Annotated in this window: 14 protein-coding genes and 1 tRNA gene; 10 read left to right on the plus strand and 5 right to left on the minus strand. The window is 35.2% G+C overall.

Translation table 11 applies throughout. The annotated features are described in order from the left end of the window. Window positions 1-213 precede the first annotated feature (213 nt). Window positions 214-1,812: a 2,3-bisphosphoglycerate-independent phosphoglycerate mutase gene (gene gpmI, locus Dongsha4_RS11745; protein WP_330205430.1), complete on the minus strand. Its 1,599-nt coding sequence runs from the start codon at window positions 1,810-1,812 to the stop codon at window positions 214-216. 546 nt (window positions 1,813-2,358) lie between these two features. Between gpmI and Dongsha4_RS11750 the strand changes: the two genes are divergently transcribed. From Dongsha4_RS11750 to Dongsha4_RS11765, 4 genes are all read left to right on the plus strand, one after another. Next, complete coding sequence (locus tag Dongsha4_RS11750; RefSeq protein WP_330202565.1) at window positions 2,359-3,084, plus strand: 2-phosphosulfolactate phosphatase family protein; 726 nt, start codon at window positions 2,359-2,361, stop codon at window positions 3,082-3,084. A 72-nt stretch (window positions 3,085-3,156) separates the two neighbouring features. Further along, the gene (locus Dongsha4_RS11755; RefSeq protein WP_330202566.1) at window positions 3,157-4,497 is read left to right on the plus strand and encodes a TldD/PmbA family protein; all 1,341 of its coding nucleotides are present in this window, start codon (window positions 3,157-3,159) and stop codon (window positions 4,495-4,497) included. A 184-nt stretch (window positions 4,498-4,681) separates the two neighbouring features. Next, the gene (gene mtnC, locus Dongsha4_RS11760; protein ID WP_330202567.1) at window positions 4,682-5,377 is read left to right on the plus strand and encodes an acireductone synthase; all 696 of its coding nucleotides are present in this window, start codon (window positions 4,682-4,684) and stop codon (window positions 5,375-5,377) included. A 184-nt stretch (window positions 5,378-5,561) separates the two neighbouring features. Beyond that, window positions 5,562-6,245 carry a lecithin retinol acyltransferase family protein gene (locus Dongsha4_RS11765; RefSeq protein WP_330205431.1) on the plus strand — a complete coding sequence of 228 codons (684 nt, stop codon included), beginning with the start codon at window positions 5,562-5,564 and terminating at the stop codon, window positions 6,243-6,245. Between the two features lie 144 nt (window positions 6,246-6,389). On the opposite strand, the gene cbiQ is transcribed toward Dongsha4_RS11765, so the two are convergent. The 4 genes from cbiQ to crtR all read right to left on the minus strand — a co-directional run bounded on the left by cbiQ (window position 6,390) and on the right by crtR (window position 9,193). After that, window positions 6,390-7,157: a cobalt ECF transporter T component CbiQ gene (gene cbiQ / locus Dongsha4_RS11770; RefSeq protein WP_330202568.1), complete on the minus strand. Its 768-nt coding sequence runs from the start codon at window positions 7,155-7,157 to the stop codon at window positions 6,390-6,392. Between the two features lie 102 nt (window positions 7,158-7,259). Continuing rightward, window positions 7,260-7,622, minus strand: a complete 363-nt coding sequence (locus Dongsha4_RS11775) for an NAD(P)H-quinone oxidoreductase subunit M (RefSeq protein WP_330202569.1) — start codon at window positions 7,620-7,622, stop codon at window positions 7,260-7,262. 68 nt (window positions 7,623-7,690) lie between these two features. Beyond that, window positions 7,691-8,221, minus strand: coding sequence for a hypothetical protein (locus tag Dongsha4_RS11780; protein WP_330202570.1), 531 nt, complete (start codon window positions 8,219-8,221; stop codon window positions 7,691-7,693). A gap of 90 nt (window positions 8,222-8,311) precedes the next feature. After that, window positions 8,312-9,193, minus strand: coding sequence for a beta-carotene hydroxylase (gene crtR / locus Dongsha4_RS11785; protein ID WP_330202571.1), 882 nt, complete (start codon window positions 9,191-9,193; stop codon window positions 8,312-8,314). A gap of 372 nt (window positions 9,194-9,565) precedes the next feature. On the opposite strand from crtR, the gene rplS reads away from it, so the two are divergent. The 6 genes from rplS (at window position 9,566) to rplA (ending at window position 12,411) form a co-directional block, all read left to right on the plus strand. Continuing rightward, window positions 9,566-9,970 carry a 50S ribosomal protein L19 gene (gene rplS, locus Dongsha4_RS11790; RefSeq protein WP_041922587.1) on the plus strand — a complete coding sequence of 135 codons (405 nt, stop codon included), beginning with the start codon at window positions 9,566-9,568 and terminating at the stop codon, window positions 9,968-9,970. A gap of 128 nt (window positions 9,971-10,098) precedes the next feature. Then, window positions 10,099-10,170: transfer RNA gene (locus Dongsha4_RS11795), tRNA-Trp, on the plus strand. Window positions 10,171-10,340: 170 nt separating this feature from the next. Continuing rightward, the gene (gene secE, locus Dongsha4_RS11800) at window positions 10,341-10,517 is read left to right on the plus strand and encodes a preprotein translocase subunit SecE (protein WP_051018172.1); all 177 of its coding nucleotides are present in this window, start codon (window positions 10,341-10,343) and stop codon (window positions 10,515-10,517) included. After that, a complete protein-coding gene (gene nusG, locus Dongsha4_RS11805; protein ID WP_330202572.1) occupies window positions 10,517-11,137 on the plus strand; it encodes a transcription termination/antitermination protein NusG in 621 nt (206 codons plus the stop codon). Before secE ends, nusG begins: the two co-directional genes overlap by 1 nt. Window positions 11,138-11,156: 19 nt before the next feature. Further along, complete coding sequence (rplK, locus tag Dongsha4_RS11810) at window positions 11,157-11,582, plus strand: 50S ribosomal protein L11 (RefSeq protein WP_015218085.1); 426 nt, start codon at window positions 11,157-11,159, stop codon at window positions 11,580-11,582. 121 nt (window positions 11,583-11,703) lie between these two features. Next, window positions 11,704-12,411, plus strand: coding sequence for a 50S ribosomal protein L1 (gene rplA / locus Dongsha4_RS11815; protein ID WP_330202573.1), 708 nt, complete (start codon window positions 11,704-11,706; stop codon window positions 12,409-12,411). The last annotated feature ends 680 nt before the right edge of the window (window positions 12,412-13,091 follow it).

Here is a 13,091-nt window from a genome sequence, read left to right on the forward strand (position 1 = left end):
AATAACGATAAAATTGCCTTAAACCGAACTAACGTAAAATCAATTTATTCAGCTTTTTTGTCAATAATTATTGCTTTTAACTCCGAACTCCGAACTCCGAACTCCGAACTCAGGTGACACCTAACCTTATCGGATATTCTTAAACCGAACTGAGGTTAATTAACTTCTTCCCCTAACACCCCAATACCCCAACACCTCAATATCTCTAATGTTTTATAGAGAAATACTAACAGGGGTTCTGCTGGTTTTGACTTCGTATTGAGGTTGTTTGAATAGAGATACTCCTGTCATTTCTTCTGGTTTAGGTAGTTGCAGTATATCGAGAATAGTGGGTGCAATGTCTGCTAATTTGCCGTTTTCTCTTAGTTGTACGTTGCCACCGTGACCGGGTATTTTTCTTTTTTCTCCTTCAATTAAAATCAAGGGTACTAAATTGGTGGTGTGGGCAGTCCAAGGATTACCTTCTTCATCTTTCATATATTCAGCATTACCATGATCTGCTGTAATGATTACTGTGCCTCCTGCTTGGTTGATAGTTTTGATTAATTTACCTAAACATGAGTCAACGGTTTCGATCGCATCTATGGCGGCATCTAAATTGCCTGTATGCCCCACCATATCAGGGTTTGCATAGTTCATGACGATCAGAGAATAAATGCCCTTATTAACTGCATTACAAGCGACTTGGGTTACTTCTACCGCAGACATAGCCGGTGCTTTATCGTAGGTTGTCACCATAGGACTAGAAATCAATTCCCTGTCTTCTCCTTCGAGGGGTTGTTCTAATCCACCATTGAAAAAGTAGGTAACATGGGGATATTTTTCTGTTTCGGCGGTACGAAATTGTTTTAATCCAGCCTCGGCGATGACTTCTCCGAGAATATTGGTTAGTTTTTGGGGCTCAAAGGCAACTTTAACGGGCAAATTGGGGTCATATTGAGTAAAAGTTGCAAAATAGAGGTTTTCGATTAATTCTCTTTTAAAACCGTCAAAATTCGGCATTATGAAGGCGTGACAAATCTGACGAGCACGATCGGGTCTAAAATTGAAGAATATAATACCATCTCCTGATTCTACTGCCCCTTTACTGATACGAGTGGGTTCAATAAATTCGTCGGTAATATCTTGACTGTAGGAATCTTTTAAGACTTGTACTGGTGTTCTACCATCTCCTTCACCATCTATTGTATATAAATCATAGGCTTTTTGTACTCTATCCCAACGGCGATCTCGATCCATGGCAAAATAACGTCCGCAAACGGTGACAATTTTACCTAAACCGATTTTGTTAATATGTTCTTCAACCGCCTGAATATAATTAACTCCTTCTGTAGTATTGGTATCTCTGCCATCGGTGATAATGTGAACACAAACCTCATTAACACCCTGTAATTTTGCTAAATCTAACAAGCCAATTAAATGATCAATGTGAGAATGAACACCCCCATCAGAGCATAAACCCATCAGGTGTAATTTACCCCCAGACTGATTTACTTGTTGACAGGTTTCTTCTAATACAGGGTTTTGAAAAATTGAACCATCTTCCACTGCATCAGAAATGCGTACTAATTCCTGTGGAACAACCCTCCCCGCCCCTAAATTCAAATGTCCTACTTCTGAATTACCCATCTGTCCATTGGGTAAACCAACGGCTTTACCAGAAGCATTGATTAAAGTATTGGGATAGACCTCTAATAAACTATCCATTACAGGAGTTTTCGCAAGTGCGATCGCATTATCTTTTTTTTCAGGACGATAACCCCAACCATCAAGAATGACTAGCACAACGGGAGCTATTGGTGCTTGATTCATTGTCATAATTTAACCAATTAATATAAATTGTAAAAATAGTTGCAATTTGATCTTAACACTGATATTTTGTCGCCGTAACAACAGTTTTTCAACTTTACTTGACATTCAGTTATACTTTATTAGTATATATTTTGTGCATTTTGTTACAGTTTTTTAAGTCAGATCACTATTGCGTTAATAAAAGAACACCATAGCAAATATTAAGAAAATATTAAAGAGTTCGGAGTTCGGGGTTCGGAGTTCGGAGAGTTCGCTGCGCTCGTACACTCCTTTCAGTCGTGAACGGGGTTCAGAGTTTGGGAAATGATAAGCTAGTTTGCATTGAATTTTACTTGTGTGGTTGGGGAATGGGGAATGGGCAATAGGCAATAGTTAAGAGTTACAGTCTTTTTTTTGCAGATAGTAAAAAATGCAAGTTAAATGCGTCTTAGCTTAACTTAAAATGGGATTCCTACCCATTACTCTTTACTCTTTACTCATTATTGACACCATTAAGGTAAAATCATCATTGTTCACTGTGATATACCTTTGGATTGATTAACCAACGTGAAAATTTCTGTTTATTATACTCCCGAGTCAACTCCAGAAAATGAAATTCCTGATTGTGCTGTGGTGATTGATGTACTAAGGGCAACTACAACCATTGTTACGGCGTTAAATAATGGTGCAAAATCTGTTAAAGCCTACAGTGATTTAGATTTGTTGACCAAAGAAAGTAATTTATTGCCTCCTGAATCTCGCTTAAGATTGGGAGAAAGAGGTGGAAAAAAGGTTGATTTTTGCGATTTGGGTAATTCTCCCCTCGATTGTACTGTGGAAACAGTGAGCGGAAAACAGTTGTTTATTAGTACAACCAATGGTACTCGTTCTTTACAAAGAGTTCAAGAAGCAAAAACTGTCATTGCTGGGGCGATGATTAATTATCAAGCAGTAGTGGATTATTTGCAAGAAAAACAACCCGAAACTCTATGGTTATTGGGTTCAGGTTGGGAGGGAGGCTATTCTTTAGAAGATACTGTCTGTGCAGGTGCGATCGCATCTTTGTTGGTGGATACCAGTAAACCTGATATGATTGGTAATGATGAGGTAATTGCTTCTATTGCCTTATATCAACAATGGCAAGATAAACTGTTAGATTTATTTAAGTTGTCTAGTCATGGACAAAGATTATTGAGACTAGCCTTAGATGATGATTTGAAATATTGCTCTCAGAAAAATATCACTGATACTTTACCAATACAAACTTCATTGGGATTAGTTTCACTTAAGTAATTAGTCATTGTTTTTTACCTGAAACCTAATTAATTCATTATTCATTCTCAATTCTACATTTTGCACAAAATTATGTCTAAAGTTAAAACCATTGCCAAAATTGCTCAACTCTTAGCCTCTGAGTTAGAAATCAAAAAATTTGACATCTATGGTTCAAGTGTAGATCAAACCAGCGTCCAAGTGTTTCAGGGTGAGCCAAAACAGGTAAAAGCCTCTCAGAAATCAAGTGTTATCGTCAGGGTATGGAATGAAAAAGAACAAATTGGCGTGACATCTACTACTGATGTGGATGAGGTAGGAATTAAATTAGCTTTGAAAACTGCTTTAGAAGCTAGTTATTTCGGTGTGACAGACTATATCCCCGATTTTAGCCCCTCTGCTACCGCTAGTTTACCTGAAGTTCATCGAGAATTGGGTAGTCAAACCCCCGCTTCTGATTTAATTGAAAAGTTGATTACTTTAGAAACGGATTTATTAAATGCCCATGATGCGATCGCATCTGTACCTTATAATGGTTTAGGAGAACAAGATATAGAAAGATTTTACCTTAACAGCGATGGAGCATTAAGAGAAGAAAATCGCACCTTTACCTCTTTATATCTTTACGCCAAAACTGAACAGGAAAACAAAAAACCTAGAAGCGGAGGGGCGTATAAAGTTGCCAATAGTCTCGAAAAATTGGATATTGAGGGTTGCTTTCAAGAAACCATTGAGAAAACCCTGAGTCATTTAGACTATCAACCCATTAAATCGGGCAAATATCGAGTTGTCTTTTCTCCCGAAGCCTTTTTAAGTCTTTTAGGTGCATTCAGTAATCTTTACAATGCTCAAAATATTCTCGATAAACAAAGTCTTTCCACACCCGAATCTTTAGGAAAACAAATCGCATCTCCTCTGATTTCTATTAATGATAATCCTTTACATGAAGGAAATGTAAGCGGTGAAACTTTTGATGGTGAAGGCACACCCACCCGTAATTTATCCATTATTGATAAAGGAGTTTTGGTTAATTTTCTTCATAGCAGTGTGACAGCAAAAAGAATGAATGCTCAACCCACAGGTCATGCTAGTATTGGGGCAAAAGTGAGTATTAGCCCTAATTATTATCATGTTTTTCGTGGTCAAGCCCCCACTACTGAATATAGTTTAGCTGAGGCAGAAAATGTTATTTTAATTGATGATGTTCAAGCCTTACACGCTGGAGTTAATGCTTTACAAGGTTCATTCTCTCTACCTTTTGATGGTTGGCTAGTTAACAAAGGAGAAAAAGTCAGTATCGAAGCGGCTACCGTTGCAGGAGATTTTCTCGATTTATTAAAGTCTATTATTTTTGTGGAATCTGAGGCGGAAGTTACTCCCAGTGGTGTTTGTCCTCGTATTTGGGTTGATTCTTTATCTATTACAGGTCAATAATTTAATTAGCAAAGGGCAAAGTTAAAAGGGCAGGGGGCAAAGGTAATAAAATTAGTAATTAGTAATGATGCAAATGATGCAGTTTAAGAATTAGTTTCTCCCTAATCCCCTAATACCCCAACACCTTAATGCCCTACTTCCCCTTTAATGTCCTCAAAAAAACTCCGAATCTTGAAAGTAATTTATGATTAAAGCGATTTTAACTGATATAGAAGGCACTACAAGTTCTATTAGTTTTGTTCATGATATTTTGTTTCCCTATGCTTATGAAAAAATGGGGGATTTTTTATCTCAACATTGGTACGATGAAACAGTGAAAAATGCTGTCGGAGAAGTCGCAAAAATAGAAAATTTAGATAGCTATACTCCCTCTCAAATTACCTCTATTTTACAAGATTGGATAAAGTGCGATCGTAAACTTACTGCCCTAAAAGATTTACAAGGAATTATTTGGGAAACTGGTTATAAAAATCAGGATTTTTGTTCCCATGTTTATGAGGATGCCTATGAAAAATTAAAGTTATGGCACAGTCAAAATATTCCCATTTATATTTATTCCTCTGGTTCTGTTCATGCCCAAAAACTTTTTTTTGCTCACACTCAATATGGCGATTTATTATACTTATTTTCTGGTTTCTTTGATACTAATATTGGCAATAAAAAAGAATCTAATTCTTATCAAAAAATTAGTCAATCTATAGACTTAAACCCAAATGATATTATTTTTCTATCTGATGTTGAAGCCGAAGTTAATAGTGCCTCTCAAATGCAGATGAAAACAGTCTTAGTTGCACGAGATTTACAAACATTTAATCAATTAAATACAGAGCAATCAATTTCTCATCAATTAGTTAAATCTTTTGCTGAAATAACTATTTAAAACAGCAATAAATAAAACATAAAAACTATTGACAAAATAGAGCTTTTTTGTTATAATTAAAGTATAAATAAATAAGCCACCTTTTCTTGACCCGTAGCGGTTGGGGAGGGGTGGCTTGTGTCTTTTTTTGCAACATTTGATAAATTAGGTTTAAATGGCATCTTATGAGGGTGAAAAATTCTACATGGCATTTGGAGATCAAATATACGTATGGCGCAATTTTCGTAGTTTAGAAGGGGTTTATCAGCATCATGGCATTGATGTTGGTGATGGTAGTGTGATTCACTATCGCAAACCCTCAGAAATTATTGAACAAACTTCGTGGGATACTTTTAGTCGTGGTAATTCTGTCTATATGCGCGAATATCCTCAAGGTTTTACTTTTATTCCCGAAGTGGTGGTAAAACGTGCTTTTACTCGCTTGGGGGAAAATAAGTATAATCTCGTTTTTAATAATTGTGAGCATTTCGCTACTTGGTGTAAAACAGGGGTTAGCGAAAGTCAACAGGTGAAAGACTTTATTCCTACGATTAATCGATTAGATACTTTTAATTTATTTGAACCATTAAAAAATGCGTTTCAGGGCAGTAATGATATTAATAATTCTCAGCATTTGCTCGAAGATGCTTTAGGTAAAATAAGGGTAGTTTGGGAACAAATTCAACCCCAATATCAAGAAGCACTAACAGAGATTGATACATGGCAAAAAGTTGCTGTGAGGGCTTTACAGAATAATAGAGAAGATTTAGCGAGGGAGGCTTTAACGAAGAAAAAAAGTTATGAAAAAAAAGCCAAGCAGTTAGAAATTGAATTGGAAAAACTGGCGGTAATGACAGAAAATTTACTTAAAAATAAAAATATTATTTAACCTTAGCCTAGAAAAAAATTATCATAAAAATGACTATTATTTGCTAGTTATGACAGATTAAGAGAAAATAATCCTTTATTGCCTATTGCCTATTCCCTACCCCAACCAACAATTTACAGACTCAAAATAATATAGCAAAAAAAGTTAAAATATTGTCTGAATAATAATTATAGATACACTTATAATTACCACACTATAACAGGCAATCCAATCAGATATTTTTATGTTCTGCTTATGGCTATTTTTTCGCTGAGAATTGTAACCGTAACCTCTTAATATCATGGCTTGATAAACTAGCTTGGATTCGTCATAACTTCTTACTAATAAACTACCTATTAACTGAGATATAATTCTTAAATTACGGCTACTGAATTGATGAAAATTAAATCCCTTCAATTTTAATGCTCTGCGCATACTCAAGATGCGATCGCCCATTTGTTCTAAATAGCGGTATGTTAATAACATCATATCACTAATGATAGGAGAAAGTCCCAAAGATCTTAAAGTCTTAAGTATAGTTAAAAAAGGAGAAGTACCCAATAAAACTAATGTGGTTGTGATGATGCACAAGAAACGAGTAATTACTAATAAAATTAACAAGCAACCCTCTTGTTTTATCGAGAGAAATCCCCAAGAAAAAATCGTTGTTTTTCCCACTAAAAAAGGTAATAAAAAAATAACTGCTAAAATAAAAATTCCGGGGTAGCGAAGATGAGAAATTAAATATTTTATGGGCAGTTTAGAAAGGGAATAAAGAATAACAGTAATGAAAATAATAACAGGCAAAAAAGATAAACGCTGAATAAAGGCAAAACAAAAAATTAAACTGAGTAAAGCTATTAATTTCGGTTTAGATTGCCAACGATGAATAAGAGAGTCTAAATAAACATACTCATCTAATGATAATTTCATAATTAAAGATTGCAATGGATATAGAGAGAAAATACTGCTTTTACCATTGACACCTATTCCCTCTCTATGTTTTCTACACTATTTATACTATGACAATTAACATTAACTTAATAAGTATTTTCCTTCAGAGTCAGGGCTTTCCACTTTTGGTAAACCCATACTATAATTTAATACTCTTGAGTCTAAATTGTAGCTAATTTCCCCTTTATTCAATAAACCACGAATAAAATGCTCTAAATCTGAGCCAATACGACGTAAATTATAATCATTCAAATCCTCCCCACTATAACTTTCCACTAAGTCATCAAATTTGCGGTAAACTTTTTGTAAAGTCATTTCTTCCCAATTAAATTCATTATCAGGGTCAATATCGAGAGTTAAAACTTGTTCAGAGGGGATTAACTCATTATTTTGAATTTCTGCGGCATAAATTCTAATGTGACGAGTAGTAGATTTTATTAACATAGTATGACTTTATGATTTAATCATTGCTTTTGCATTTTATTTTGCCACAAAACACCATCAAAATATTTTTAATTATGGTCAATTTTAGTCAACACATCTAAAATTAGTTTTTTTTGTTCCTCATCGTAACCCCATCGGCTCAAAAACTCCTGATAAACCCCTTCTTTTTGTTTTATCGTATTTATTAACAAGATAATTTTTTCTTTAGTTTCTGGTAAAGATAATTCTTCAATCAAATTTAAACTTCTTTGGGTAACTTTAAAGGAACTTTCCGCCATTTTAGGGTTACTATTTCTTGTATGGGTTAGTCTCATTGCTGTTGACATAGCCACATTTTTAACTAACAATTCACTTACAATTTGAGGAGAAGTTTTTAGTCCATTTATGATACCTTGGGATAAGTTATCAACCACAGAATTATCGCTAGTTAGATAGGTAACAAATAACCCTCTTGCCCCATTTTCCGAGGCTACTAGAGAAGAGATAACCTCCTCTTTTTCTGCTTCTGATAATTGCTTTATCTGCTCAATAAATCTCTGTGTAAGTGCGATCGCATCTTCAAAAGAAATATTCTTATCAGCGATTAAATTATTATTCATAAATCCACATTTATTTTAACAATTCACCAATACAAAAAATCACCCAGAAGGGCAATTAAAAATAATTAAAGAAAAAATTAAACCCAAAAATTAATGCTTTTCGTGAAAACGAATACCGAGAAAAATATCATATAAAAAACTGCCAAAATTTTTGCCCTTCAATAAATCTAAAGATTGATCACAACCCTTAGCATCCAATAAAGGCTTAGTTGCATAGTAAGCAGATTCATACTTATACCAAGGAATAGAAGGCCAAAGATGATGAATTAAATGATAATTTTGTCCAAAAATAAGAAAATTTAGAACTCTACCCGGATATACTCTAGCATTTTTCCAGCGATCGCGCTCTTTAAAAGGACGATGAGGTAAATAATCAAAAAATAAACCTAAAGCAATACCCACCACTAAAGCAGGTACAAACCAAAAATTCATCACATAACCAATAAAACCATAGTGAATTCCTAAGAAAACCACCGTAAATAAAAACAAACGACTCAAAAACCACTCTAAAAGTTCATATTTCTTCCATAATCTTCTTCTAAAAAAGAAAATCTCATGATAAAAAAATCTAGCGGCAATCATCCATAAAGGCCCCCCCGTTGACACAAAATGATCAGGATCATTTTCAGGATCATTAACATGAGCATGATGTTGTAAATGAACCCTTGTAAATACAGGAAATGCAAAGCCTAGCATCAAAGCACTACCATGACCCAAAATAGAATTAATAATACGATTGCTGTGGGCGCTGTTATGAGAAGCATCATGGATCACAGTACCAGAAATATGCAAAGCTAAAACATTAGCAGTAAAACAAAGCCAGTCAGGAAAACTCCAGAGAAAATAACCAGAGGTAGAAACAGTAATCAAAGAGAGGGCAACTATAAACATAAACACATTGGGATTAAATCCACCCGGTGCTTTCAAATATTCTCTTGGGACTGATGTCAATACAGGTGAAACCGACTGCATTGGTATATTTTGCTCCTTGCGTGAAATTAATGATTATCTTGTGGTAGTTTACAATATTTTGCCCATTAAGGTAAAGATTTGTAAATTTGAACTATGATCATATCCACAATTTCCCTATCTCCATACCAACGCTCTTTCATCGCAATAAAAATAGTTAATAAATAAAACAAGTTGAATAAATTTTAATACTTTTTAAATTAATTGCTCTTTGTTTTCCCTCTTTTTTGTTACCTTATAACTAAACCCATCAAGTGAATTGACGATAAGTACAAGATCTGAGTCAAACACATCCTCAATCACTTATTGACAAAGAAGTCAAATAAAAGTTATGATGAAAAATTGTGAGTTTTAAAGCAATCAATCTCCATGTCTATCAACGCAAATGCGATAATCCAGTCTATTGAGGCGGAATATCTAAAAGATAAAGACAGTATCCCCACCATTCACGTCGGCGACACTATTAAAGTTGGTGTCCGCATTCAAGAAGGTGGCAAAGAAAGGGTACAGCCTTTTGAAGGTACAGTGATCGCAATGCGTCACGGCGGTATAAATAAAACTATCACCGTTAGACGTATTTTTCAGGGAGTAGGAGTAGAAAGAGTATTCTTAATCCATTCCCCCATCGTTGCTAATATCCAAGTTCTCCGCAGAGGTAAAGTGCGTCGTGCTAAACTTTACTACCTCAGAGACAGAGTTGGTAAAGCAACCCGTATTAAGCAACGTTTTGACCGTCCTATTGACACTGTTAAAACAACAAAAAGTAAAAAGAAAAAATAGTCTTCTATTTCTCTCACAAACCCTAACTACTTAACCGTAGTCTTTTACCAACTACTATAATTGTTAGCCTAAAATACAAGGTTTCACCCTTGACAAAAGTTAACAAGATTGTTATAGTAATATGATATACGTCCTTAGTTCAGTGGTAGAACGTCGGTCTCCAAAACCGAATGTCAGGGGTTCAAATCCTCTAGGACGTGTTGGAATAGACCTTTAAGAATGGTTAAGTGATTATATAATAAGTACTTGTTAGTGGTGTCTTAAAATAAGTCGCTACAAACAGAAGTTAACTAATGAGGGAATAATCGTGACTAATAAAGATACCGTAAAAGCAAAAAACGCAAATTCCAACGAAGCTCAAGGAAAGGAAATCATCTCTAGCGGTTTTGTCGAAGAAACAAAACAAGAATTAGCTAAGGTGGTTTGGCCTTCTCGACAACAGTTGTTAAGCGAGTCAGTAGCTGTCATCTTAATGGTTACAGTAGTTGCTACTCTAATTTATTTAATGGATAAATTATTTGGCTGGTTGGCTGGGAAGGTGTTTTAATGAACAATTTTCCTGAACAAGAACAACAAACAGAAGAAACCCAAACTAGAGCAGTGGGTAAGCCCCGTTGGTATGTAGTTCAGGTAGCCTCTGGTTGTGAAAAGAAAGTCAAAACTGACCTCGAACAGAGGACTAATAGCTTTGATTTGGGCGATCGCGTCTTACAAATTAGAATACCTCAATCACCGACTGTAAAAGTCAAAAAAGATGGTAGTCGTGTTCACGGAGCAGAAAAAGTCTTACCCGGTTATGTGTTGGTCGAGATGATTCTTGACGATGATGCGTGGCAGATGGTGAAAAATACCCCCAACGTAATTAACTTTGTAGGGGCAGAACAACGCCGTGCCGTAGGTAGAGGAAGAGGTCATGTCAAACCCTTACCCTTATCTCCTTCTGAAGTAGCCCGTATCTTCAAAGAGTCCGAAGAAGCCGAACCCGTCTTAAAAATCGATATGCAAGTGGGAGATAAAATCCTCGTGCTGTCAGGACCATTTAAAGACTTTGCAGGGGAAGTTATTGAAGTTAGTACCGAGAGAAACAAACTCAAGGCGCTATTATCAATTTTTGGACGTGATACCCCCGTAGAATTGGAATTTAACCAAGTAGAAAAACAAGGATAAATAAAAGGAAACTTGAATAATGGCGAAGAAAGTCGTTGCACTGATTAAATTGGCTTTACCCGCAGGGAAGGCTAATCCCGCACCTCCAGTAGGTCCTGCGTTGGGTCAACATGGTGTTAACATCATGGCATTCTGTAAAGAGTATAATGCGAAAACCTCCAATCAACCCGGAATGATTATTCCTGTGGAAATCTCTGTATTTGAGGATCGTAGTTTTACTTTTATTCTCAAAACCCCTCCTGCTTCAGTTTTAATCAAAAAAGCCGCAGGAATTGAAAAAGGATCAAAAGAACCTAACCGTGCTAAAGTAGCCCAAATTACCAAAGCTCAGTTAGAAGAAATAGCTCAAACCAAAATGCAGGATTTGAATGCTAATGATATTGATGCGGCAATGAAAATTATCGCAGGTACAGCTCGTAACATGGGCGTTACCGTTGTTGATTAATTCGAGAAATAACTTTCCATCGAAGTTTGTGAATTGATGGTGGTTTAACTGCTAAAAGATTTTCGCAATCTGGGGAGAGGTTTTTACTTCGTTAGTTTACCCAAGGAGATACATTACACCAATGAGTAAGAAATTAAGTCGAAGATTTAAAGAAGCCTTAGCCAAAGTTGAGGCTAAAGCCTATGAGCCTTTAGAGGCATTACAACTGTTAAAAGAAACCGCAACGGCAAAATTTGATGAAACTGCCGAAGTACATATCCGTTTAGGAATTGACCCTAAATATACTGATCAACAATTAAGAACTACTGTTAGCTTACCCAAAGGGACAGGACAAACTGTTCGAGTTGCAGTTATCACCAGAGGGGAAAAAGTAAAAGAAGCCAGTGACGGCGGTGCAGATTTAGTCGGTGATGAAGATTTAATCGATGAAATCCAAAAAGGAATGATGGATTTTGACGTCTTAATCGCTACTCCTGACATGATGCCCAAAATTGCTAAATTAGGTCGTGTTTTAGGTCCTAAAGGCTTAATGCCTTCTCCCAAGGGTGGTACTGTTACCACCGATTTAGTGGGTGCTATTAACGAATTTAAAGCAGGTAAATTAGAATTCAGAGCCGATCGCAGTGGTATTGTTCACGTAATGTTCGGTAAAGCATCTTTCTCTGCTGATGACTTGTTGACCAACCTCAAAGCAATTCAAGAAACCGTCGATCGCAATCGTCCTTCTGGTGCTAAAGGTCGTTATTGGCGTACAATGTTCGTTTCTTCTTCTATGGGGCCTTCCATTGAGGTGGACATCAACAGTTTAAGAGACATGAAAACAGCTTAATTGCCAAGGAATTTAGAGTTAGGAGTTTAGAGTTTTTTTAAGTAATAAGTAATAAGTAATAAGTCAATAAGAAGTAATTTTTATTAAAAATTATTTGATCATTTAGAACGCTAATATAGCAATTCCCAAATTTATGAGGTAAGATATTTTTAACATTATTGCTTATTCTCCATTACTGAATCCAATTAAGTGATATACCTCAGTATTTAGATTTAGATAAACCCTATATATAAACTCGTAATAATACTTATCTAAAAATTAGTTGCGATAAAGATGTTTTTCTTTTCAAGTTTTTAGATCTTTATTAGCAAAAGTTGCATACAAATACAACAATTTATTTAAAATTCAAGTTAAACACTGTTGCCCGTTGCCTACCTTGATCTAAGATTTTAGGTCAAACTTAGGTGTTTCTCAGTAAAAATAATTAAGGGTGTTTCTCAGTAAAAATAATTAAGTTTATAAAAATTTAAAAAAAAGACTTTATTAAAACTTTAAACAATAAATTATTTCTCATAATTGAATAATGTTAAGATCATAGTATTGAAATTCCTATGTCTAGTTCATATTGTTATCTATAATCCAATTTCAATTTTTACGATTTGTTGCCTAGAAAAAAAAGATAATACTGTGGATTACACTTAGGTACTCACCTAAAAGAATTTTGTGAGGCAAGACTTTTG

Origin of the sequence: Cyanobacterium sp. Dongsha4, assembly GCF_036345015.1 — a bacterium.
In the GTDB taxonomy this organism is placed as follows: Bacteria; Cyanobacteriota; Cyanobacteriia; order Cyanobacteriales; family Cyanobacteriaceae; genus PCC-10605.

What these genes read in the sequence shown, in the direction of transcription:
- Dongsha4_RS11755 (WP_330202566.1), top strand. Translation starts at nt 3,157, where the DNA reads ATGTCTAAAGTTAAAACCATTGCCAAAATTGCTCAACTCTTAGCCTCT.
- nusG (WP_330202572.1), top strand. Translation starts at nt 10,517, where the DNA reads ATGAACAATTTTCCTGAACAAGAACAACAAACAGAAGAAACCCAAACT.
- gpmI (WP_330205430.1), bottom strand. Translation starts at nt 1,812, where the DNA reads ATGAATCAAGCACCAATAGCTCCCGTTGTGCTAGTCATTCTTGATGGT.
- Dongsha4_RS11775 (WP_330202569.1), bottom strand. Translation starts at nt 7,622, where the DNA reads ATGTTAATAAAATCTACTACTCGTCACATTAGAATTTATGCCGCAGAA.
- crtR (WP_330202571.1), bottom strand. Translation starts at nt 9,193, where the DNA reads ATGCAGTCGGTTTCACCTGTATTGACATCAGTCCCAAGAGAATATTTG.
- rplK (WP_015218085.1), top strand. Translation starts at nt 11,157, where the DNA reads ATGGCGAAGAAAGTCGTTGCACTGATTAAATTGGCTTTACCCGCAGGG.
- rplA (WP_330202573.1), top strand. Translation starts at nt 11,704, where the DNA reads ATGAGTAAGAAATTAAGTCGAAGATTTAAAGAAGCCTTAGCCAAAGTT.
- cbiQ (WP_330202568.1), bottom strand. Translation starts at nt 7,157, where the DNA reads ATGAAATTATCATTAGATGAGTATGTTTATTTAGACTCTCTTATTCAT.
- Dongsha4_RS11780 (WP_330202570.1), bottom strand. Translation starts at nt 8,221, where the DNA reads ATGAATAATAATTTAATCGCTGATAAGAATATTTCTTTTGAAGATGCG.
- mtnC (WP_330202567.1), top strand. Translation starts at nt 4,682, where the DNA reads ATGATTAAAGCGATTTTAACTGATATAGAAGGCACTACAAGTTCTATT.
- Dongsha4_RS11765 (WP_330205431.1), top strand. Translation starts at nt 5,562, where the DNA reads ATGGCATTTGGAGATCAAATATACGTATGGCGCAATTTTCGTAGTTTA.